General features: G+C 59.0%; 18 protein-coding genes. 1 reads left to right on the top strand and 17 read right to left on the bottom strand.

What is annotated here, in order from left to right:
• Window position 1 precedes the first annotated feature (1 nt).
• Entirely contained in the window at window positions 2-1531 is a 1530-nt protein-coding gene (locus EDC90_RS13850; protein WP_132312645.1) for a tripartite tricarboxylate transporter permease, read from the top strand.
• 96 nt (window positions 1532-1627) lie between these two features.
• On the opposite strand, the gene eutC is transcribed toward EDC90_RS13850, so the two are convergent.
• The 17 genes from eutC to EDC90_RS13765 form a co-directional block, all read right to left on the bottom strand.
• Window positions 1628-2416, bottom strand: coding sequence for an ethanolamine ammonia-lyase subunit EutC (eutC, locus tag EDC90_RS13845; RefSeq protein WP_132312643.1), 789 nt, complete (start codon window positions 2414-2416; stop codon window positions 1628-1630).
• Complete coding sequence (locus EDC90_RS13840) at window positions 2413-3789, bottom strand: ethanolamine ammonia-lyase subunit EutB (protein ID WP_132312641.1); 1377 nt, start codon at window positions 3787-3789, stop codon at window positions 2413-2415. The genes eutC and EDC90_RS13840 overlap by 4 nt, the downstream gene beginning before the upstream one ends.
• Before the next feature lie 197 nt (window positions 3790-3986).
• Window positions 3987-5288 (bottom strand): amidohydrolase family protein, encoded by a 1302-nt coding sequence (locus EDC90_RS13835; protein ID WP_132312639.1) that lies wholly within the window; start codon window positions 5286-5288, stop codon window positions 3987-3989.
• An 18-nt stretch (window positions 5289-5306) separates the two neighbouring features.
• Window positions 5307-6251, bottom strand: coding sequence for an ABC transporter permease (locus EDC90_RS13830; RefSeq protein ID WP_132312637.1), 945 nt, complete (start codon window positions 6249-6251; stop codon window positions 5307-5309).
• A complete protein-coding gene (locus tag EDC90_RS13825) occupies window positions 6248-7297 on the bottom strand; it encodes an ABC transporter permease (RefSeq protein WP_132312635.1) in 1050 nt (349 codons plus the stop codon). Before EDC90_RS13825 ends, EDC90_RS13830 begins: the two co-directional genes overlap by 4 nt.
• On the bottom strand, window positions 7287-8804 hold the full coding sequence (locus tag EDC90_RS13820; RefSeq protein WP_132312633.1) for an ABC transporter ATP-binding protein: 1518 nt from the start codon (window positions 8802-8804) through the stop codon (window positions 7287-7289). Before EDC90_RS13820 ends, EDC90_RS13825 begins: the two co-directional genes overlap by 11 nt.
• Window positions 8801-10204, bottom strand: a complete 1404-nt coding sequence (locus EDC90_RS13815; RefSeq protein WP_132312631.1) for an amidase — start codon at window positions 10202-10204, stop codon at window positions 8801-8803. The genes EDC90_RS13820 and EDC90_RS13815 overlap by 4 nt, the downstream gene beginning before the upstream one ends.
• 9 nt (window positions 10205-10213) lie before the next feature.
• Complete coding sequence (locus EDC90_RS13810) at window positions 10214-11203, bottom strand: BMP family protein (protein WP_132312629.1); 990 nt, start codon at window positions 11201-11203, stop codon at window positions 10214-10216.
• Window positions 11204-11544: 341 nt separating this feature from the next.
• Window positions 11545-12381 (bottom strand): metal ABC transporter permease, encoded by an 837-nt coding sequence (locus tag EDC90_RS13805; protein ID WP_132312627.1) that lies wholly within the window; start codon window positions 12379-12381, stop codon window positions 11545-11547.
• Window positions 12378-13235, bottom strand: a complete 858-nt coding sequence (locus EDC90_RS13800; RefSeq protein WP_132312625.1) for a metal ABC transporter permease — start codon at window positions 13233-13235, stop codon at window positions 12378-12380. The genes EDC90_RS13805 and EDC90_RS13800 overlap by 4 nt, the downstream gene beginning before the upstream one ends.
• The gene (locus EDC90_RS13795; protein ID WP_132312623.1) at window positions 13235-14143 is read right to left on the bottom strand and encodes a manganese/iron ABC transporter ATP-binding protein; all 909 of its coding nucleotides are present in this window, start codon (window positions 14141-14143) and stop codon (window positions 13235-13237) included. Before EDC90_RS13795 ends, EDC90_RS13800 begins: the two co-directional genes overlap by 1 nt.
• 128 nt (window positions 14144-14271) lie before the next feature.
• Window positions 14272-15189: a metal ABC transporter substrate-binding protein gene (locus tag EDC90_RS13790; RefSeq protein ID WP_132312621.1), complete on the bottom strand. Its 918-nt coding sequence runs from the start codon at window positions 15187-15189 to the stop codon at window positions 14272-14274.
• A 277-nt stretch (window positions 15190-15466) separates the two neighbouring features.
• Entirely contained in the window at window positions 15467-16990 is a 1524-nt protein-coding gene (locus EDC90_RS13785) for an aldehyde dehydrogenase (NADP(+)) (protein WP_132312619.1), read from the bottom strand.
• Between the two features lie 28 nt (window positions 16991-17018).
• Window positions 17019-18065: an Ldh family oxidoreductase gene (locus tag EDC90_RS13780; RefSeq protein ID WP_132312617.1), complete on the bottom strand. Its 1047-nt coding sequence runs from the start codon at window positions 18063-18065 to the stop codon at window positions 17019-17021.
• Window positions 18066-18107: 42 nt separating this feature from the next.
• Window positions 18108-19103, bottom strand: a complete 996-nt coding sequence (locus tag EDC90_RS13775; protein WP_132312615.1) for a 4-hydroxyproline epimerase — start codon at window positions 19101-19103, stop codon at window positions 18108-18110.
• A gap of 118 nt (window positions 19104-19221) precedes the next feature.
• The gene (locus tag EDC90_RS13770) at window positions 19222-20361 is read right to left on the bottom strand and encodes a M24 family metallopeptidase (RefSeq protein WP_132312613.1); all 1140 of its coding nucleotides are present in this window, start codon (window positions 20359-20361) and stop codon (window positions 19222-19224) included.
• Between the two features lie 158 nt (window positions 20362-20519).
• A complete protein-coding gene (locus EDC90_RS13765; protein WP_132312611.1) occupies window positions 20520-21773 on the bottom strand; it encodes an NAD(P)/FAD-dependent oxidoreductase in 1254 nt (417 codons plus the stop codon).
• Between the last annotated feature and the right edge of the window lie 8 nt (window positions 21774-21781).

Genomic DNA, 21781 nt, shown 5'->3' with positions numbered 1-21781 from the left:
CATGCATGATATTATTCAAGCTGCAGGCATTGTTTTCAGCTATCAGGCACTCCTGATTGTATTCATGGGCACGCTTGCCGGCATTCTGATTGGTTCACTGCCGGGCCTGACTGTGAACATGGGCATCGCTCTGCTGATGCCGCTGACATTCTCCTTCCAGGGTCTGGAAGGTATCCTGATGCTGCTCGGCGTCTATTGCGGCGCCATTTATGGTGGCTCGATCAGCGCCATTCTGATCAACACCCCCGGAACACCTGCATCCGCCGCAACGGTGCTTGATGGTTACCCAATGACGCTGAAGGGTGAAGCCGGAAGGGCTTTGGGCCTCTCAACCGCAAGCTCGATGTTTGGCGGTCTTTTCAGCGCCATTGCGCTCATCATCGTTGCGCCGCAGCTTGCAAAAGTCGCCACAGGTCTGGCTGCTCCGGATTATTTCGCGCTCGGCGTGTTCGGGATATCCATCATCACTTCGGTTTCCTCTCAATCGGTTATCAAGGGCCTGATGGGCGGCTGCATCGGACTGTTTATCGCCACGATTGGCCTTGATCCGATGACCGCAGGCATGCGCTTCACATTCGATTCCTTCTACCTGATGGGTGGCATTTCCTTCGTCCCGGTACTTGTCGGTCTGTTTGCTTTCTCGCAAGCCCTTCTGGGTATCGAGGAAAACTGGAAGGAAATCCGCGAAAACGCCCCAGCGCGCCCGAAAACCAAAATCACCCGCGTTCTGCCGACATGGGTCGACTTCCGGCGCGTTCTGCCGACCTATATCCGCTCCTCCGCGATTGGTACTGCCATCGGCTCGATCCCGGGCACAGGTGGCGATATTGCTTCCTTCATCTCTTATACGGAAGCCAAGCGCTGGTCGAAACATCCGGAAGAATTCGGCAAGGGCTCTATCGAAGGGGTTTCCGCACCTGAAGCCGGAGCCAACTCGGTTGCCGGTGGTGCCATGGTCCCCCTGATGACGCTTGGCATTCCCGGCGATGGCGCGACAGCCATTATGATGGGCGCCTTCATGGTGCAGGGCCTCCAGCTTGGTCCGCTGCTGTTCACAGAGCACCCGGTTGAGGTCAACACGATCTTCATCGGTCTTCTGGTCGCCAACCTGATGATGGGGATTCTGGGCTTCTCGTCGATCCGCCTGTTCACCCGCGTCATGTCGGTTCCGCGTAAGCTGCTGGTCCCGATTATTCTGGTGCTCTGCACCGTTGGCGCCTATTCAGTGAATAACACGATGACCGATGTGTTCGTCATGATGATTGCCGGTGTCTGCGCCTACGTCATGCTGAAGCTCGACTTCTCGATGTCGCCGGTCATCATCGGCATCATTCTCGGGCCCATGGTTGAAGGCAATCTGCGGCGTTCGCTGATCATGTCCGATGGCGACTTCTCGATCTTTGCGACCAGCCCGGTCTGTGCAATTTTCCTGATTATTGCACTTCTGACCCTAACGATCCCGGTCATCGGCCCGAAGATCAAGGCGCGCCGTCGGGCGCGCAAAGCCGCCGAAAACGGTTCGAGCGTTTAAAACACGGCACATCAGAGCCGAACAAAAAACCGGCGGGAAACTGCCGGTTTTTTCTTGCCCGGATAAGAGCGGTGTCGAATGGAAAAGCCGGGACCGTCAGTCGTCGTCCAGAAAAGTCTGCTGCTCTTCTTTAAGGTTCACGCCCGTCAGCCCGCGCCGCAACGCTTCCCGGATCAGCCACGCGGCCTTCTCCGCTGCGACCGGCGGCTTGAGCCCGGCCTTGCGAATGTTTGAAATACAGTTCCGCTCTGCATCCGAACGGCCTATCTTCGGCCCGAAGGTCAGATAAGCACCGAGACTGTCCGTGGCGGAAAGCCCCGGCCGTTCGCCAATCATGACCACAACAAGCCGCGCTTTCAATAAAGCGCCGATCTCATCACCGATCGCCACACGGCCATTGGAAACAATCGTCACCGGCCTGATCGAAAAGCCGGACTTTCTCAGCTCGTCCGTTAACGACGAGAGAAACGGTATTGCATTTTCCGCAACAGCTGTTGACGAAAGGCCATCGGCAATCACCACCGCGATATCACACACCTCGTTTGCCAGCCCCGCAATGCGCTCGGCATCGGCATGCAGAAGCCGCCGACCAAAATCAGGTCTTGTCAGATATTCTGTTCGGTCAGCCACCCGGCTTTGAACGCGTATAGTCTGAAGCCCGCGTTCTGCAACGCCTGCTTCCAGCATTTCTGCATCAAGCGGCGTGTGCACAGCATCACGTGCGCGCGCATGAGAAAGCGCGAAATTCAGAACCTCCCGCGTTGGCAGCGAAGCGCCGGATCTGCCAATAGCAATGCGTGCGTCCGTATATTGCTTCAGCCGCTCCCATGGATCGTCACGGACACCATCTGCAATATCCGGTTTCCGGGTCGTCAGATCACTCATGATGCAATCCTCAACAACGCATGCCCCGGATCCTGCGGCAAAAGGCGCCCGCTCCTATCCGTTACCCGCATGCGTTCCAGCCAGGCTTCAAATTCCGGCGCGCGTTTCAGCCCCAGCACCTCACGCAGGTAGAGCTGATCGTGAAAAGAGGTAGACTGATAGTTCAGCATCACATCATCCGAGCCGGGAATGCCCATGATGAAATTGATGCCCGCCGTGCCCAAAAGGGTCAGCAGCGTATCCATGTCATCCTGATCGGCTTCCGCATGATTGGTGTAGCAAATATCGCAGCCCATCGGCACACCGAGAAGCTTGCCACAGAAATGATCCTCAAGCCCGGCACGAATGATCTGCTTGCCGTCATAGAGATATTCAGGGCCGATGAAACCAACGACCGTGTTGACCAGCAGTGGCGCATAGGCGCGCGCCACACCATAGGCACGCGCTTCCAGCGTCTGCTGATCGCAGCCAAAATGTGCATCGGCGGAAAGCGCCGAGCCCTGCCCGGTCTCAAAATACATCAGATTTTCGCCAACGCTTCCACGCTTAAGCGAAAGCCCGGCTTCGTAGCCTTCCTGCAACATTTCCAAAGAGATGCCGAAGGAGGTATTGGCTTTTTCCGTTCCGGCAATGGACTGGAAGACAAGATCAACCGGTAGCCCGCGACTGGCCATCTCAATCGACGTCGTCACATGAGTCAGCACACAGGATTGCGTGGGAATATCGTAGCGGGAAATGATTTCCGCCATCATCTCCACCAGCTCGGACAGCACAGACACATTATCAGAAGCCGGATTGATACCAATGACGGCATCGCCGGTCCCGTAAAGCAGGCCGTCGACGATGCTCGCCGCAATGCCCAGTCGGTCATCGGATGGATGGTTCGGCTGCAGCCTGACGGACATATGCCCCTCCAGCCCGATTGTGTTCCGGAATTTGGTCACCACCCGACACTTCTTCGCCACCAGAACCAGATCCTGATTGCGCATTAGCTTCGATACTGCCGCTGCCATTTCCGGGGCAATACCCGGCGCAATGTGCGCCAGACAAGCCGAATCTGCGGCCGGAGAAAGCAGGAAATCGCGAAAGCCGCCAACGGTCAGATGAGAAACAGTTTTAAAGGCTTGAGGATCATGACTGTCCATGATCAGCCGCGTTACAGCATCGGTTTCATACGGGATCAGCGCTTCATCGAGAAAAGCCTTCAGCGGCACATCTGCCAGGCACATGCGCGCCGCAACGCTTTCTTCCGCGCTTGCTGCTGCGACACCAGCCAGCACATCCCCCGATCGCAACGGCGTCGCCTTTGCCATCAGAGTTTTCAGGTCCGGAAAGCTCCAGAGCGTGCCTCCGGCATTAATACGGTAGGTCATGAACGGTTCCCCTGTCTTTATTCAGCTTTGTTCAACCGTTATCGCCAGCCTAGACCGTGTTCAGACGAATGTGAAAGCGTTCTGTCCGGCGATGAAAGAAATTTCTGCAAAAGCAAACTTTTCGGCCACATCAGAAAACCCCGCAGCATCCGGAACAGACGGCAACGGGGTCAGAAGCAGGCTTAAATCATGTGGTTTCAGACCAGATATGCCGGCCGCCCCGTCGGGTTGATGCCGCTATCGATCTCACCCGGACGGCCGGGCAGCGAGAGCGTTGCAAGTTTCGGCGCCGTCTTCGCAATCACGCGTCCTTCGCGCAGCACGACAAGACGCGTCGGCTTCAGCCGCAAGGCTTCCACCACATCTTCGGCCTGAAGGATGACGAGATTGGCGGGGTTGCCGGTTGCGAGGCCGTAGCCCTCAAGACCCAGCGCCTTTGCGGAATTGACGGTGATGCAGTCGAAGATCGCGCGCTTGTCGTCCACGCCGGACATCTGTGCAACGTGGATAGCCATATGACCGACTTCCAGCATGTCACCGGAGCCCATCGAATACCAGGGGTCCATCACGCAATCGTGGCCGAAGGCGACATTGATGCCGGCTTCGAGCAGTTCGCGCACCCGCGTCATGCCGCGCCGCTTCGGAAACGTGTCGTGCCGGCCCTGCAGCATGATGTTGATCAGCGGGTTGGGAATGGCGTTGATTTCCGCCTCGGCAATCAGCGGGATCAGCTTGGAGACATAGTAATTGTCCATCGAATGCATCGAGGTCAGGTGCGAACCGGCAACGCGGCCCTGAAGGCCGAAGCGCACGGTTTCCGCCGCCAGCGCTTCGATATGGCGCGACATCGGGTCGTCGGTCTCGTCGCAATGCATGTCGACCGGCAGGCCGCGGTCTGCAGCAATGCGGCAGAGCGCCTCCACCGATTTTGCGCCGTCGGCCATGGTGCGCTCGAAATGCGGAATGCCGCCGACGACATCGACGCCCATATCCAGCGCCCGCTCCAGCGATTTGACGCCATCTTCTGCGCGATAGTAGCCATCCTGCGGAAAGGCGACGAGTTGGAGATCGATATAGGGCGCGATCTTTTCTTTCAGCTCCAGCATGGCTTCAACGGTGACCAGCTTGGGATCGGAGGTGTCGACATGGGTGCGGATGTGCAAAAGGCCTTGGGCGACGGCGAGATCGCAATAGGCAAGCGCGCGCTCGATCAGCGCCTCTTTCGTCAGCGTCGGGCGCAACTCGCCCCAAAGCGCAATGCCTTCCAGCAGCGTGCCGGAGGTATTCATGCGCGGCAGGCCGAGCGACAGCGTTGCATCCATGTGAAAATGCGGATCGACAAAAGGCGGCGACACCAGCCGGTTGGTCGCATCGATGACCTCGCCGGCTTCTGCCGCAAGGTTCTTCTCGATCGCGGCGATCTTGCCGTCGGTGATGCCGATATCGATGCCCTTGCGGCCATCGGTAAGATTGGCGTTTTTGATGATGAGGTCGAACATGGACAATTCTCTGGCTTCTCAGCGCTCTCCGCGCCGGTAGGGTTGCATCAGCGCCTGCGGCACCCGCGCGCGCCGCGCCATCACGGCGAGCGCTGCGATCGACAGAATATAAGGGATCATCAGGAAAATCTGGTAGGGCACGGCGCCATCGAGCGCGGTCTGCAGGCGCAGCTGGAAGCCGTCGAAAAAGGCAAACAGCAGCGCCCCGAACAGCGCCCGTTCCGGCCGCCAGGAGGCAAAGACGACGAGTGCGATACAGATCCAGCCTCGCCCCTGCACCATGGTCGGGAAAAACGAATTGAACGCCGAAAGCGTTAAAAACGCCCCGCCAACGCCCATCAGCGCACTGCCTGCGATCACCGCGCCATAGCGCATCACCATCGGATTGACGCCTTGCGCTTCGGCTGCATGCGGGTTTTCCCCGGCCATGCGCACGGCAAGGCCCAGCGGCGTTTTCGCCAGCACATAGGCCAGCACCAGCGCCAGCACGATGGCGAGATAGGTTGGCGCCGTTTGGGTAAAGAACGCCGGGCCGATGAACGGCAGATCGGAAAGACCCGGAATATTGATCGGCTGGAACGGCTCGACCGTGGGCGGCGAACCGGAGACCGGCACCATCAGCCGGAAGACGTAATAGGCAAAGCTTGAGGCAAACAGCGTGACACCAAGGCCGGAAACATGCTGCGAAAGCCCCAGCGTGACGGTCAGAAGCGCATGCAGCGCGCCGAATACCGCACCACCGAGAGCCGCGACCAGCAGCCCGGTCCACAGATCCGCACCGTTGAAGACGGCGAGCCAACCGATCATCGCGCCGAACGTCATGATGCCCTCGATGCCGAGGTTGAGGACACCCGAGCGTTCCGACAGAAGCGCGCCGAGCGTTCCGAGGATCAGCGGCGTCGCGATACGCAGCACGGCGGCCCAGAGACCGGCGGAGGCGAGGATATCGACAAGCGTGTTCATCGGCGCACCCTGTACTGCGTGAAGAAGACGGCGACCAGCATCGAGATCAACGACAGCGCCACGGTGACATCGGCGATATAGGTCGGGATGCCGAGCGAGCGGCTCATGCCGTCCGCGCCGACGAACATGACGGCAGTGAAAAGAGCTGCCAGCACCACGCCGAGCGGATGCAGATTGGCAAGCATTGCGACCACGATGCCGGAATAGCCATAGCCGGGCGAAAGATCGGTGGTGACATAGCCCTTGACGCCAAGCACCTCGATACTGCCGGCAAGACCTGCCAACCCGCCCGACAGCATGGCAACCAGCACCAGCGTGCGCCCAAGCGGCACACCGGCAAAGGCCGCGCCCTTCGGGTTGAGCCCGGCCGCGCGCGAGCGCATGCCGAATGTTGTGCGCGACTGGATGAAGTGCACGATGAAAGCGAGCGCAACGGCAATCAGCAGCCCGATATGCAGCCGTGAGCGGTCAATCAGCTTGGGCAGGCGCGCCGCGCGTTCAACGGCTTCCGACTGCGGCCAGCCGAACGCCATCGGGTCCTTCAGCACCGTATCGATCAGCATCGAGACGAACAGGACAGCCACAAAATTCAAAAGCAGCGTCGTGACCACCTCATCGACGGAAAATTTCAGCCTGAGCCAGAGCGGCAAGAGCAGCAGCAGCATGCCCGCAACCGCGCCCGCTGCCAGCAAGATCGGAATCTGAATGACCGGCGCCATGCCCTCTGTAATGCGCGCGCCGACAGCGGCCATGGCAATGGCTCCGAGGTAAAACTGCCCCTCCGCACCGATATTCCAGAGCTTGGCGCGAAAGGCGACGGCTGCGGCAAGGCCTGTCAGGATCAGCGGTGTTGCCCGCGTCAGCGTTTCGGTGACGGAAAGCTTCGAGCCGAACGCGCCGACCAGAATTTTCCAATAGGCATCAAGAACCGGCGCGCCGGCCAAAGCGATCAGGATACCGGAAACGGCAAGGGCCCCGACAACCGCGATCAGCGGCGTTGCAATGACGAGGGCCGCGGGTCGATGTTCGCGCCGTTCAAACCGCATCGGTATTCTCCGTCCATTCGCCGGCCATCATCAGGCCGAGCTTTCGGGCATCGACATCATCGGCAGCGACCGGCGGGGAAAGCCTGCCGCCGACAATCGCCTGTATCCGGTCGGCCAGCGCCATGACCTCATCAAGGTCTTCCGAAATCAAAACTACCGATGTTCCGGACCGCCTTGCCGCAAGAATCCGCTCGTGAACGGCGGCAACGGCCCCTTCATCCAGCCCGCGCGCAGGCTGGGCGGCGAGCAGGATTTTCGGGTTTTCAATCAGATTGCGGCCGAGAATGAGCTTCTGCATGTTGCCGCCGGACAAAAGCCGGGTGCGGCTTGTCGGCGTGCCGCCGCGCACATCGAAGCTTTCGATAATTTCGCCCGCGAAGGCGACAGCGCTCTTCCGGTCGACAAAACCGTTTTTCGAAAACTCGGGCAAACGCTCAAGCACGGCATTTTCCCAGATGGCCATTTCGCCAATGGCCCCTTCGCCATTGCGGTCTTCGGGAACACGGCCAATGCCAAGCGCAATCGCATCGGCAACAGAGAGATCGCCAACGCCTTTGCCAAATACCACCAGATCACCGGCGGAACGCTTGATCGTGCCGCTTAAAAGCCCGGCCAGAACCGACTGGCCATTACCAGACACGCCGATAATGCCGAGCACCTCACCAGCATGAAGCGTGAAGCTTGCCTGTTTCAGCCGGTCCACACCGTCCACACGAACACTGACGCCAACCGCTTCCAGAACCACTGGTCCCGGCGTTGCCGGTTCGCGAACCGGGCGCTCCACCTTGCGGCCAACCATGAGTTCAGCCAGTTCGGCCTTGCTGGTCTCTACCGCCTTGCGTTCGGCGACCTGACGGCCACCGCGCAGCACAACAACGCGATCCGCCGTCGCCATCACCTCATCCAGTTTGTGGGAGATGAAAATCAGCGACAGGCCCTGGGCTGCCATCTCCTTCAGCGTTGCAAACAGTTTTTCGGCCTCCGGCCCGGTCAGTACCGCCGTCGGCTCATCGAGCACGAGGATCGTCGCGTCGTTATAAAGCGCCTTCAGTATTTCGACGCGCTGCTGCTCGCCAACAGAGAGATCGCCGACGCGGGCTTCCGGTTCAACGGCAAGGCCGAAGCGTTTCGAGATGTCTTCGAGTTTTTGCCGACCAGCCCTGCGGTCAGACGCAAGCTTCCACAGGCTCTCGGTTCCAGTCATGACGTTTTCGAGTACGGTCAGGTTCGGCGCGAGCGAGAAATGCTGGTGCACCATGCCGACACCGGCGCGAATGGCCGCACGCGGCTTGCCCGGCGGCAGCGGTTTTCCCATGACGCTGACACTGCCGCTGTCCGGCGTGTAGTGGCCGAAAAGAATGCTCATCAACGTCGTCTTGCCGGCGCCGTTTTCCCCCAGCAGCGCAACGATCTCACCCTTGTCGAGGGTCAGCGAGATATCGTCATTGGCAAGCGTGTCACCGAAGCGTTTGCTGACACCGGCGATTTCCAGCACTCTCTCACTCATGCGCCCAATCCTGCGATTTCAAAAGGATGCGACCAGCGCTCTTCCCGCTCGAGTGTAGCCGCAAGCGACAAAAGCCTGTCTTCCGCCCCCATGGGCGCAAAAATCTGCACCGGCAGAGGAAGCCCGCGCGAATCCGCACCAAACGGCAGCGTTATTGCCGGAAATCCGGAGAGGTTGGCAAGAGCGGCAAGCGGGGCAAAGGCGCGCATCCTCTCAAAATGGGCATCCGTGTCGCTGTGATCTGTCGAAAACGCGCCGAGCGGCTTCGGCGCTGTGGTCAGCATCGGCGCAATCAGCGCATCGATATCGTCAAACAACTGCCAGACATCGCGCGCGATGAAGGCAATCTTGTTGACAAGCGACCACACCGCCTCGCCACGCATCTTGCGCCCGCGTTCAATGACGGCCTGCGTCATTGTCTCCGTCTTCGCTAAATCGAGCGAAAACCGGCTGGCGGAATTTGCCAGATTAATCGCGGCAATGTCGGCAAAGGCAGCGGCGGCCTGTTTGCCCGGTCCTTCGACATCATTCCAGGCGACAGGCTCTATGCTGTGCCCTGACGCCTCCAGCGTCTTCGCCGCCTCTTCCAGCACAGCAAGGCGCGCGGGATCGCAAGGCGTATCAGGCCCTGTTTCCGCAACCAGGCCGATCCGAAGGCCCCTATCCGGTGTTTTGATGAAAGATGGCTGTGGAAACGGTCCATGCGCATCGCCTGAAACCGCAAAGAAAACCGCACGCGCATCGCGAACGGACCGGCAGACGGCCAGCTCTGTGGCAATACCGCCAAGATAGTTTCCATAGTTTGGACCGGCGGCCATCGTCCCGCGCGAAGGCTTCAGCCCCACAAGGCCACAGCAGGCGGCGGGAACGCGGATAGAGCCGCCCGCATCGGTGGCATGGGCTATCGATACGATGCCTGCCGCAACAGCAGCAGCCGAACCACCGGAGGACCCGCCGGGCGAAAGCGATGGATCGAGTGGATTGCGACAGAGAGGACCTTTTTCCGGTTTCGAGGCCAGAGACAGACCGAATTCCGGGCTGGTCGTCAGGCCGAAAAGACAAAAACCGGCGTCGCGAAACCGCGCTGCGAGGTCGCTGTCGGCATCGCTATCCGCCCCCTCCAGCGCCCTCGAGCCTGCATGAACGGCAAAGCCTCCGAAGGGGCCTCCGAGGTCCTTGGCAAGTGTTGGAACACCGCCAAAGGGCATGTTCGCCTTGTCATCAGAAGAGAGCGAATCGAACCGGTCAGCAGCGGCAAGACCCGTCTCGGCGTCAACGCGGATCACCGCGCCAAGCCCCTCCTGTAACGCAGAAGCGGCAAGCGATGCTTCCATCGCCTGCCGCGCCGTCAATTCACCTTTGCCGATTGCAACGGCAAGCGCTGTCGCATCGGCCTGCATGATTACCCCTTACTTCGGCTCTTCCATATTGCGCGGAACCTCGAACGTGCCATCGATGATGGCCTGACGGGTCTTCAGCATGGCTTCAACCGCTTCCGGTGAGGCAACGCCCTCGACATAGGCGATATCGCTGCCGCCTTCCTTCAGCATGCCATAGGCCGTGTAATTCTTGCCGACCGGATTACCGGCAGCGGCATCGGCGACGGCCGCATCGAGGATCGGGCGGAAGCCCCACAATGCGTTGGCAAAAACGGTATCAGGGTAGCGCGGCGTGTAATCGATCAGCGAGCCGACGGCGAGAATACCGCGTTCTTTCGCAGCATCGGCCGTACCAATGCGCTCGCCAAACAGAATATCCGCGCCCTGATCGATCTGGGCAAGACCGGCTTCACGCGCCTTGGGCGGATCGAAGAAAGTACCGATGAAGGTCACGTTATGTTCAGCGTCCGGGTTGGTCGCCTTCACGCCTTCGGCAAACGCATTGATCAGCATGTTGACTTCCGGGATCGGCATGGCACCGACCGAACCGACCTTGTCGGTTTCCGTCAGCGTGCCGGCCAGCATGCCAGCAAGATAGGCGCCGTCCTGGTTCCAGGTGCCGAAAACGCCGAAATTATCGCCCGACGGACCGCCGGAAGACCCCATCACGAAGGGCACGTCCGGATAATCGGCGGCCACTTCGCGGGCTTCGGATTCAACGGCATAGGATTCGCCGATGATCAGATCGACGCCCTGCTCGGCATATTCGCGCATGGCGCGGGGATAATCCGTTCCGGAAACGCTTTCGGAGAAGACATATTCGATCGCGCCGTCCTCGGCCGCTTCCAGAAGCGCCTGATGCATGACCGAGTTCCAGGCATTCTCAACCGGCGAAGCATGGATGGCGGCGACCTTGAACTTTTCCTCGGCCGCGGCGGCAAACGGCGCAAGCGAAGCAACGCCAAGAGCAATGCCCGAAGCGAGCAGTGAACGGCGCGTAACGTTAAATTTTCCTGACATTGCTGGAGGTTCCCTCTTTGACCAACTGGTCGAAAATTAGGCTGTGCTTAATTGAGTGTCAAGCACACACACTGCTTATGTTTTAAGCGAAAGTGAAATTTATCAATATTTTTCAAAGTGATAATACATCATTCCGGAAAACCGCAAAGGTCTGAACTTCTGTTGAGAACAGGAACCGCTTCGTTGCTTCGATAAAATCGTGCCACCTTCAGCAAAAACACAAGAAGCTGTCCTGCAAAAGCTGGTTCCGCTCTAATTCAAAGCCGCCGGGGGTTCAAGACAGCGCAGAAAAAGTCCGCACCTATTTTTCACCCTAAAGCATTTGGCAGCCCCTGACCTGCTCACGCCGCTTCGCGACGTGCGGCACGGTGCGTCGAATAAAGGAAAACGGCAACGAAGACGGCAGACAACAGCAACACGATGGTCGGCGCCGGTGAGCTGTCGATGAAGAACGACAGGTAGATGCCGAGAAAGGATGAGGCGACCGCGATGACCACTGAAAGGATCAGCATGGCGGCGAAATTCCGTGTCAGCAGGAAGGCGATGGCACCGGGTGCAATCATCATCGAAATTGCCAGAATGATACCGACGGCCTTGAGCGCCGCCACGACTGTCAGCGAAATCATGCACAGCAATCCGTAATGCAGGAGGTTGACCCGAAGCCCGACGGCCCGCGCCTGGGCAGGGTCGAAGGCATGTAGAAGAAAATCTTTCCATTTGAAGCCGAGCACGGCGGCGACAAGGACCGAAATTGCCGCCGTTTCAGCGATATCGCCCCAGGACACGCCGAGCATGTCGCCGAAGAGAATATGGTCGAGATGCACCGAGGACTGGATCTTCACATACATGACGAGGCCAAGCCCGAACATGCCGGCAAAGACGATGCCCATCACCGTATCCTGCTTGATCCGGCTGTTGTCTGTCAGATAGCCGGTGGCCAGTGCACAGATCATGCCGGCGGCAAAGGCGCCGATGGCATAGGGAAAGCCGACGATATAGGCGATGACGACGCCGGGAAAGACGGCATGCGAGATCGCATCGCCCATCAGCGACCAACCTTTCAGCACCAGAAAGCAGGACAAGAGCGCCATCGGCACGGCGACCACGGTCGAGATGATCAGGGCGCGCAGCATGAAGTCGAACTGAAACGGCATCAGAAGTGTATCGATCAGGTTCATCGGCCTGTCTCCAGTGCTTGGCGGGCGCGGGCACGCGCCGCGCGGAGCCCGTGCTTGGGCGCGAAGAAGAAGGCAACCAGGAAGATCGCCGTCTGCAGCACAACGATGATGCCGCCGGTCGCGCCATCGAGGAAATAGCTTGCATAGGCGCCGAAAAAGCTTGTCAGCGTGCCGATGGCGACAGCGAGGATCAGAAGGCGCGGGAAGCGGTCGGTCAGCATATAGGCGGTGGCGCCGGGGGTGACGACCATGCAGATCACCAGAAAGGCGCCGACCGTCTGAAGCGCGGCGACGGTGGAGGCGGCCAGAAGCGTGAAGAAGACCGCCTTCAGCAGTCCCGGGCGCAAGCCGATCGAGCGGGCGTGGTTTTCATCGAAGAAGGTCACCATCATGTCCTTCCATTTGACAAGAAGGATGGCGAGCGACACAAAGCCGATAATGGCCAGCTGCAACGTGTCTTCCGGCGTGATCGCCAGAATATTACCCAGCACGATGGTCTGGATATTGACCGATGTCGGCGACACCGACGCCATGAACAGGCCAAGGCCGAAGAAGGAGGAAAAGATCAACCCGATGATCGCGTCTTCCTTCAGCTTGGTGCGCTGGTTGAGAAACAGCATGGCAGCGGCGGCCAGACCGCCGGAGAAAAACGCGCCGATGGAGAACGGCAGGCCCAGCATGAACGCGCCGGCCACGCCCGGCACGATCGAGTGCGAAAGCGCGTCGCCGATCAGCGACCAGCCCTTCAGCATCAGGAAACAGGAGAGAAAGGCGCAGACGCCGCCGACAAGGGCGGACACCCACATGGCGTTGGTCATGTAAGCGTAGCTGAAGGGTTCGAAGATGACGGACATCAGCGTTCGCCCTCCGCCTTGCCGTCCTCGTCCCTTTTCTGGGCAACGCCATCACGAAAGATCAGGGGGCGCTCGTCGTCGGAAAAAATGCCAACCGGGTTGGGCGGCTCGTGCTTCGCGCCATTGTTCAGCATGAAGTGCCGCAATACGCCGCCAAAGGCCTGTTCCAGATTGGCCTCGGTGAAGGTCTCCGCCGTCGGGCCGTAGGCCAGCACCGTGCCCTTGACCAGCACGGTCTGGTCGCAGAATTCCGGCACGGAACCGAGATTATGGGTCGAAACCAGCATCACCCGGCCTTCGTCGCGCAGATCCCGCAACAACGCGATGATCTGGTCCTCCGTCTTGACGTCGACGCCGGTAAACGGCTCGTCCAGCAGAATGACCCAGCCATCCTGCGCCAGCGCGCGGGCCAGAAATACGCGCTTCTTCTGGCCGCCGGACAGTTCACCGATCTGGCGATGGCGGAACTCGGTCATGTTGACGCGGGCAAGGGCCTTGTCGACAGCCTCGCGGTCGGCCTTTTTCGCGCGGCGCAGCGGCCCCATATGGCCGTAACGGCCCATCATCACGACGTCTTCCACCAGAACCGGAAAGTTCCAGTCGACCTCTTCCGATTGCGGCACATAGGCAACGAGGTTCTTCTTCAGCGCGGCATTGACCGGCATGTCGAGCACGGAAATCTCGCCCTTTGCCAGCCGCACAAAACCCATGATGGCCTTGAAGATCGTCGACTTGCCCGCGCCATTGACCCCGACAAGTGCCGTAATCGTGCCAGACGGGATGGTGAAACTGGCATCGCTGAGCGCCGTATGGCCGTTTCGATAGGTCACGGTCGCAGCGCGGACCGTAATCCCGGACCTGTCGTCTTGCCCTGTCCGACCGGGGCGCCAGTCCGCATGTTTATTCATTCCGACAATACCTTTGGGTTTGAAACGTCTGGCAACCCCGCATCAAGACGCGAGGTTGCAAATGTTGTCAATGATAGGGCAGGGGCCTGACAATGAAAGGCTTTGCATGGCCGGGACGCCCTATCACTTCAAGAATTGGTCGCAAGTCCCTTTGCGACCCGGTCCGATGTCACCTTCAGCAGGTCAATATAGGTTGGAACCACACCGTCCGGGTCGCTCAGCGAATCCACATAGAGCACGCCGCCATATTCAGCGCCGGTCTCGCGGGCGACCTGCTGGGCAGGCGCCGGCGAGATCGTGCTTTCGGAGAAGACCACCGGAATGTCGTTTTCGCGCACGACATCGATCACATGGCGCACCTGTTGCGGCGTGCCCTGCTGATCGGCATTGATCGGCCAGAGATAAAGCTCCTTCAGGCCGAAATCGCGGGCGAGATAGGAAAACGCGCCTTCACTTGAAACCAGCCAGCGCTTGTCTTCCGGAACGGCATCGATTTCCGCCTGGATCGGATCGACGACAGCCATGATCTGCTGTTTGTAGGTTTCGGCATTGGCCGTGTAGGTCTCGGCGTTTTCCGGGTCGTATTCGACGAAGGCGTCCCGGATATTGTCGACATAGATCAGCGCCGATGTCGGCGACATCCAGGCATGCGGGTTCGGCTTGCCTTCATAGGGGCCGTCGGCAATGCTCATCGGCTCCACGCCGTCAGAGACGACGACACTGGGAACGTCATCGAGGTTCTGGAAGAATTTCTCGAACCAGAGCTCCAGATTGAGCCCGTTCCACAGGATCAGATCGGCATCCTGCGCGCGCAGAATGTCGCGCGGCGTCGGCGCATAATTATGGATTTCCGCACCCGGCTTGGTGATCGATTCCACAATGGCGGCGTCGCCTGCAACATTCTGGGCAATATCGGCGATCACCGTAAAGGTGGTCACGGCCTTGAACTTGTCAGCCGCGGATGCTGCAGAAAGCCCCCCTGTCAGCGTGATTGCTGAAAGCACTGCCGTTGCAAACAATATTGATCGTCGCGTCCTGTCAAACATACCTTCTCCTTGTTGATGCGCCATCGCATGAAGACTGCTTCAGTCTTCGTCATAGTGCAATTGCGAATTAATTGCAATAAGAGGCATAATCCAATCCTGAAGACACCAGACCGCCTGGACGGAAACACTTTTTGAGCCCTTGGAAAAAACGGCGTTGAGAAAGCCGTTACGTCTCTGCCTGCTTCCAGATTGCGCCCGGCATGGAACGATAAAAAAGGCTCCGGCGATCAATATGACCACCGGAGCCCCCAAAAAAGCCTGCTGAATTATGAGACCGTTAACGCTGCAGCGCCTCCGGTAGAAGAGCGACCGGCATATCCTGATAGGAAACAGGGCGTAAGAAGCGGTCAATCGCCATCGTACCAACAGAGGTTGTCCGCGCATCCGAGGTTGCCGGATACGGTCCGCCATGCACCATGGCCGGAGACACTTCAACACCGGTACCGAAGCCGTTGACCAGAAGCCGGCCAGCCAGCATTTCAAGCTTCGGCATCAGTTTTTTGGCTGCCGCATGATCGCCTTCTGTAATGTGGAGCGCGGCGGTCAGTTGCCCTTCGAGGCTATCAACGACCGTTTCAAGCTCAGCCAGGTCTGCACATTTGACGATCAGGCCCGCACCACCGAAGACCTCGTCATGCAGGCTTTTATCCTTGAGGAAGGAAGCCGCCGTCGTTTCAAACAGTGCTGCCTGGCCATGATAGGCATCACCTTCCAGCCCTTCTGCCAGCTCGCTCACATCATCGTGGCTGACCAGTCTGGCAACACCATCCTGGTACGCCTTGCAAATGCCGGGCGTCAGCATTGTCTGTGCCGGAATAGCCTTGAGCGCTTTAATGGCGCCGGCCGTAAAAGCCTCAAGTGCCTCACCTTCAACAGCCAGAATAAGACCCGGATTGGTGCAGAACTGACCGGCACCCAGCGTCAGCGATGCAGCGAAGGCCTCGCCAATCTTATCGCCCCGTGCTTTCAAAGCCTCAGGGAACAGCAGAACCGGATTAATGGCGCTCATTTCCGCGTAAACCGGAACCGGCACTTCGCGTTTGGCAGCAGTATCCATCAGCGCCAGCCCGCCCTTGCGCGAACCGGTGAAGCCAACCGCACGGATCAGCGGATGGGCAACCAGCGCGCCGCCGATTTCATATCCGCTATCATGCAGCATCGAGAAGGTGCCTTCCGGCATACCGCAATCGATCACGGCCTTCTGCAGCGCGCGGGCAACCAGTTCCGAAGTGCCGGGATGGGCCGGATGGGCCTTGACGATCACCGGGCAGCCAGCAGCCAGGGCCGAAGCAGTATCGCCACCGGCCACGGAAAACGCCAGCGGGAAGTTTGATGCGCCAAAAACAGCAACCGGTCCGAGACCAACCTTACGCAAGCGCAGATCCGGCTTTGGTGGTGTGCGCTCCCCATCTGCCGGATCAAAACGCTGATCCTGAAATTTGCCTTCGCGCACAACGCGGGCGAACAGACGCAACTGATTGACAGTGCGCATACGCTCGCCCTCAAGGCGGCCACGTGGCAGGCCGCTTTCCGCCATGGCACGCTCGATCAGCTCATCGCCAACGGCAAGAATATTTTCAGCCGCCTTCTCCAGAAATGCAGCACGCTCTTCAAGCTTCGTGTCGCGATAGACAAAGAAAGCCTCAAAGGCCAGCTTCGCTGCGGCATCAAGATCGGCCTGAGAGGCCCCGCCAAAAGCACCTTCCAGCGCTTCGCCGGTCGCGGCAGCAATGGCTGTCAGCGTGCCATTTTCGCCTTTCAAGGTCTTGTTGCCGATGAACAGTTCGCCGGTGATCGTCATAGGTGATTCCTCGTCTGTTTCAGTTCGTTCAAAGGGCCTTGGCCCGTGCCTTGAGTTCCTCAAGCACATTCGGTTTAACCGGCATCGTACCGGACTTTTCATTGCGCGCCCGCGCAACATAGCGCCGTGCAGAAGGCACGCGTGCGCCCTGCGCTTCAATGGCATCAACCTGCGCTTCAATGGCATCAAAAAGAGCATCACCGCGCTTCAGATTCACGGCTGTCGCCTGACCGAGAAAGCTTTCCGGATCAAGCGCGATGATCAGTTCACCGTGCAGCGGGGTCACCCTGGCGCCATCATCGAAAGCCATCGATTCAGCGCTCATCATATCGCCGATCAGCGGACCGGCCAGAAGCTCGATCATGGCGGAAAGGGCAGAGCCCTTGTGCCCGCCAAAGGTGAGCATTGCACCACCGACAGCGGCTTCGGGATCTGTCGTGGGCTTGCCTTCTGCATCAATCGCCGTGCCTTCGGGCAGCGGTGTTCCCGCGCGCCGGTGCAATTCGATATCGCCGCGCGCGATTGCCGACGTCGCAAAGTCGAACACAAAGGGATGCTTGTCCGGGCGCGGCCAGCCGAAGGCAAAGGGATTGGTACCAAAAACCGGCTTTGTGCCACCGGCGGGGGCGACCCAGGCGTGGCTGACAGTCATCGCAATACCGACAAGGCCATGATCGGAAATGGCCTCGACCTCGGGCCAGAGCGCGGAGAAATGAAAGCAATTGTTGATCGCCATCGCTGCAATGCCGCTGGCTTTTGCCTTTTCCGCAAGCTTTGGCAGGCCCGCCTCGAACCCGGCAAGCGAAACGCCGCGTTTCGAATCCACACGCACAATCGCCGGAGCGCGATCCTCGACAGAGGGGACAGCAGAAGGATCAACCTTGCCGCGCTCGATCAGTTCACAGCAGCTGATCAGCCGGTAAAGCCCATGCGAGTGGCACTCATCCATCTGCGCGCGAACAACACATTCGGTGATGGTGCGCGCATGGTCCTCAGAGTAGCCGGCTTTTTCAAGCAGACTCTTGCCCAGCGTCAAAGCCTCACCTGTGGAAATCTGCACGAATTCTTCAGCCATACCGTCTCCCTGCGGTTGTGATTGTCTGGCACTGCAGCGCCTTCAGCGCACCTGAAAGCCTTCCCAGAACAGGTCTTCATCATCAATGAAAATGGTATTGAACCCGGTCGAAATTGCTGAACCTTCGATGGAAGGGATGATGGCGTCTAGATCGCCGAGTTTCGTTTCCTCTTCCACACATCCGGTAAACGTGCTGCCGATATAGCTTTCGTGCACAAAGGCATCACCCTTCGCGAGCCTGCCTTTTGCATGAAGATGCGCCATGCGCGCCGATGTGCCTGTTCCGCAGGGTGAACGGTCAATGGCCTTGTCACCGTAAAATACGGCGTTGCGCCCGTTGCCACCATATTTCGGGGCATCGGTCCACATCACATGCGAAACGCCTGTGATCGTTTCATCCAGCGGGTGAACCGGCGTGAACTTTTCCCGCACAAGCGCACGCACCGCGTTCGAAAGATCAATGATGCGCGAGGCCCCCAGATCATCAAGACCCGTATAAGCCCCCTGCGGCTCGATGATAGCGTAGTAATTGCCGCCATAGGACACATCGACGGTCAGCGGCCCGAAATCCGGCACTTCAATTTCGATACCCGTTTCAGCCAGATAGGCGGGGACATTGGTGATCTTCACCGCCGTCACGCGCTGGCCTTCCTGCTTGTAGTCGATGGAAATCAGCCCTGCGGGCACTTCGAGCTTAAGGTGCCCCGGTGCTTTTGGCCGGATAAGCCCGTTTTCAAGCGCAAAGGTCACAATCCCGATGGTGCCGTGGCCACACATGGGCAGGCAGCCGCTGGTTTCAATATAGAGGATGCCGGCATCAGTATCGGCGCGTGTCGGCGGATAGAGGAAACCGCCGGACATCATATCGTGACCGCGCGGCTCGAAACAAAGTCCGGTGCGGATCCAGTCGAAGCGGTTCAGGAAGTCCTGACGGCGCTCCGACATGGAAGCGCCTGCCAGAAGCGGCGCACCACCGGCCACCAGCCGAACCGGGTTTCCTGCCGTATGGCCATCTATACAGAAGAATGTGCTGCGCATGTTCTTTATGGTCCTCAACACCAGTGAAAGACAAATTCAGATATCGTGCGGAAATGTCCGCAACTGATCAGCGCGGCGGGCCAGCCTAACCCGCCAACGGCAAACTTCAAGGTGCCGTTCAGGCAAAGGGTTCAGTCGGGCTCTTGCCCGGCTGCGTGAACCAGATCGGCCCGTCTTCACCCATATGAATGATATCTTCCAGACGGACACCGAATTTCTCGGGCACGACAATCATCGGCTCACTGGAAAAGCACATGCCCGGCTGCAGCTTCATCATGTTTCCGCGAACGATGAACGGCGCCTCGTGCATATCCATGCCAAGACCATGGCCGGCGCGATGGGGAAGGCCCGGCAAATTGTAATCCGGCCCAAGGCCCCGTTCTGCAATCACGGTGCGGGCTGCAGCATCGAGACTTTCGGCCTCTGCACCAATTTTCGCCGCATTGAAAACAGCCTGCTGCGCGGCGCGTTCGATCGACCAGATGCGCGCGAACGCGCCCGTTGGTTCTGCCTTCACATAGGTTCGGGTCATATCTGACTGATAGCCATCCACATTGGTGCCGGTATCCACCAGAATGATATCGCCCTCGCTATAGGTCTGGTCGTAATCCACGCCATGCGGCAGCGATGTCGCCGAACCGAAGGAGCAGATCGCAAAAGTGCTGCCGGACCCGACCAGCGCATGATGCGCCTCATCAATGAAGCCAACCACCTCCGAGGCTCGGACACCCGGTTCAATCATTGCATGAACGCGCTTGTGCACTTCAAGGGTCGCGTTCATTGCGTACTGCATCAGTGCAATTTCCGCAGGCGTCTTCACCGCCCGGAGAGCCGAAATCACCGGTCCGCCATCGATCAGGTTTTGCGGCTCAATCACCTTTGCCAGCGCCGAATAAATAAAGAAGGGCAGCGCATCATCCAGCGCCAGTTTTTTACCTGCGCCTAAAAGCCTGGCCACCAGTGCGGCGGGATCTTCGTGCTCATGCCAGCCTGCCATGTCGCCATCCAGCCTTTCAAGCGTCTCGATCTTTGAAACTTCAAAGGCAGGCGTGATGTATGTCAGGTTGTCGGCGGTCACAAGCGCACCGACAAGGCGCTCGCTCGGATGCCAGTGCAAACCGGTAAAATAGACAAGACTTGTGGTCGACCCCAGAAGCACAGCATCCGCCCCGGCCTGCTGCATGGCTGCACGCAGTCGCTTCAGGCGCAGCTGGCGTTCTTCTTCGGATATGGGTGCCGGACGTTGGCTCATTGTCATCACTACCGCCTCTCTTACATCGACTAGACACAGCATCGTGTCTGTATTCTGTCAAACTCTCTAGCATTATTGTCGCCAGTTTGTCGACAGAATAGTATCTGAACGCCGAGGTTCTCACGCCTGCCTGGGACGGAAACGGTGCATGCCGTCACATCTGATCAGCTGAAACGGTCAAAACGGAGATTTTCAAGGCTGATGGAAGGCGCCTTCTGTTGTGCGAGTTCGGTAACGAGCCTTCCGGTCGCCGCCGACTGGGTCAGCCCGAGATGGCCATGTCCGAAAGCATAAATGACATTCGGCGCAGCCTTTGAACGGTCAATCACGGGCAGGCAATCCGGCATGGACGGACGGAACCCCATCCACTGCTCGCCACCTTCGGTGCTGAGACCCGGCAGGAAGCGGCTGGCGAGTTTGAGTAGCATTTCCGAGCGCTTGAAGTTCGCAGGAAGATCCAGCCCGCCAAACTCCACGGCGCCGCCAACACGAATGCCATTCTTCAAAGGCGTGACGACAAAGGAATGGTCGTTGAAATAGAGCTGCCGCTCAATGCCAAAGGCACTGCGTGGCAAGGTGGTGTTGTAGCCGCGTTCGGTATCAAGCGGCACGGCCTCGCCGAGACTTTCCGCCAGTTTTTTCGACCACGCACCGCAGGCGACGACAACCGTCGATGCCTCCAGCGATGTACCATCTTCGAAGCGAATGCGCGCACCTGCCTCGGTCGGTTCCAATGCCACCGCCGTAGCCGGTTTTATCGTCATACCGTCCATGCGCAAAAGCTCGGCAATGGCGCGGGTGAAACCAGCGGGATCGGAGATCTGAAGGCCGCTTTCGCTGTAAATCGCATGTTCGAATTGCGGAGCAAGCCCTGGCTGAAGTTCGTCGATCTCCTTCCGCCCGACACGGTGAAAATTAAAGCCCGCCTTGCGCTTCCTTGTCCAGTCGGGGACAGCTGCATCAAAACTGTCGGCACTGTCATAAATATCCAGCGTTCCGGTATTCACGACGAAAGGCGCAAGGGCCTGATCCTGACGGACCCGCTCATATTCGGAAATCGCCAGATGCATCAGTTCTGTCTGCACACTGAGGCCGCGCTCGAAGTTCTTTTTGAAACTGGCGCGCCAGAAATGCCAGAACCAGGGGACCAGCCTTGGCGCATGGCCAGGACGGATTGTCAGCGGTCCCAAGGGATCCAGCAGCCAGCCGGGCGCCTTCCACGTGATGCCAGGTGACGGAATCGGCACGATTTCCGGGAAAGCAAGAATGCCGGCGTTCCCGGCACTGGCGCCGGCAGCAACGCCATCGCGCTCAACAAGCGTGACTTTGCGCCCGGCATTGTCGAGGTAACGCGCCGTCATGCATCCGATGATCCCGCCACCAATGACAACGGCATCGGCCTTTTCTGGTTCCGTCATTTCATTCC

The sequence above is a fragment of the Martelella mediterranea genome (assembly GCF_004342225.1).
GTDB classification, from domain to species: domain Bacteria; phylum Pseudomonadota; class Alphaproteobacteria; order Rhizobiales; family Rhizobiaceae; genus Martelella; species Martelella mediterranea_B.
Note: the sequence above shows the minus strand (reverse complement) of the source record. Positions and strands in the feature narration are given on the sequence as shown.

What these genes read in the sequence shown, in the direction of transcription:
- EDC90_RS13805 (WP_132312627.1), bottom strand. Translation starts at nt 12,381, where the DNA reads ATGAACCTGATCGATACACTTCTGATGCCGTTTCAGTTCGACTTCATG.
- EDC90_RS13785 (WP_132312619.1), bottom strand. Translation starts at nt 16,990, where the DNA reads ATGACGATCACCGGCGAACTGTTCATCGGCAACAAGACCTTGAAAGGC.
- EDC90_RS13825 (WP_132312635.1), bottom strand. Translation starts at nt 7,297, where the DNA reads ATGCGGTTTGAACGGCGCGAACATCGACCCGCGGCCCTCGTCATTGCA.
- EDC90_RS13775 (WP_132312615.1), bottom strand. Translation starts at nt 19,103, where the DNA reads ATGCGCAGCACATTCTTCTGTATAGATGGCCATACGGCAGGAAACCCG.
- EDC90_RS13820 (WP_132312633.1), bottom strand. Translation starts at nt 8,804, where the DNA reads ATGAGTGAGAGAGTGCTGGAAATCGCCGGTGTCAGCAAACGCTTCGGT.
- EDC90_RS13835 (WP_132312639.1), bottom strand. Translation starts at nt 5,288, where the DNA reads ATGTTCGACCTCATCATCAAAAACGCCAATCTTACCGATGGCCGCAAG.
- EDC90_RS13765 (WP_132312611.1), bottom strand. Translation starts at nt 21,773, where the DNA reads ATGACGGAACCAGAAAAGGCCGATGCCGTTGTCATTGGTGGCGGGATC.
- EDC90_RS13815 (WP_132312631.1), bottom strand. Translation starts at nt 10,204, where the DNA reads ATGCAGGCCGATGCGACAGCGCTTGCCGTTGCAATCGGCAAAGGTGAA.
- EDC90_RS13770 (WP_132312613.1), bottom strand. Translation starts at nt 20,361, where the DNA reads ATGACAATGAGCCAACGTCCGGCACCCATATCCGAAGAAGAACGCCAG.
- EDC90_RS13850 (WP_132312645.1), top strand. Translation starts at nt 2, where the DNA reads ATGCATGATATTATTCAAGCTGCAGGCATTGTTTTCAGCTATCAGGCA.
- eutC (WP_132312643.1), bottom strand. Translation starts at nt 2,416, where the DNA reads ATGAGTGATCTGACGACCCGGAAACCGGATATTGCAGATGGTGTCCGT.
- EDC90_RS13830 (WP_132312637.1), bottom strand. Translation starts at nt 6,251, where the DNA reads ATGAACACGCTTGTCGATATCCTCGCCTCCGCCGGTCTCTGGGCCGCC.
- EDC90_RS13840 (WP_132312641.1), bottom strand. Translation starts at nt 3,789, where the DNA reads ATGACCTACCGTATTAATGCCGGAGGCACGCTCTGGAGCTTTCCGGAC.
- EDC90_RS13810 (WP_132312629.1), bottom strand. Translation starts at nt 11,203, where the DNA reads ATGTCAGGAAAATTTAACGTTACGCGCCGTTCACTGCTCGCTTCGGGC.
- EDC90_RS13800 (WP_132312625.1), bottom strand. Translation starts at nt 13,235, where the DNA reads ATGTCCGTCATCTTCGAACCCTTCAGCTACGCTTACATGACCAACGCC.
- EDC90_RS13780 (WP_132312617.1), bottom strand. Translation starts at nt 18,065, where the DNA reads ATGGCTGAAGAATTCGTGCAGATTTCCACAGGTGAGGCTTTGACGCTG.
- EDC90_RS13790 (WP_132312621.1), bottom strand. Translation starts at nt 15,189, where the DNA reads ATGTTTGACAGGACGCGACGATCAATATTGTTTGCAACGGCAGTGCTT.
- EDC90_RS13795 (WP_132312623.1), bottom strand. Translation starts at nt 14,143, where the DNA reads ATGAATAAACATGCGGACTGGCGCCCCGGTCGGACAGGGCAAGACGAC.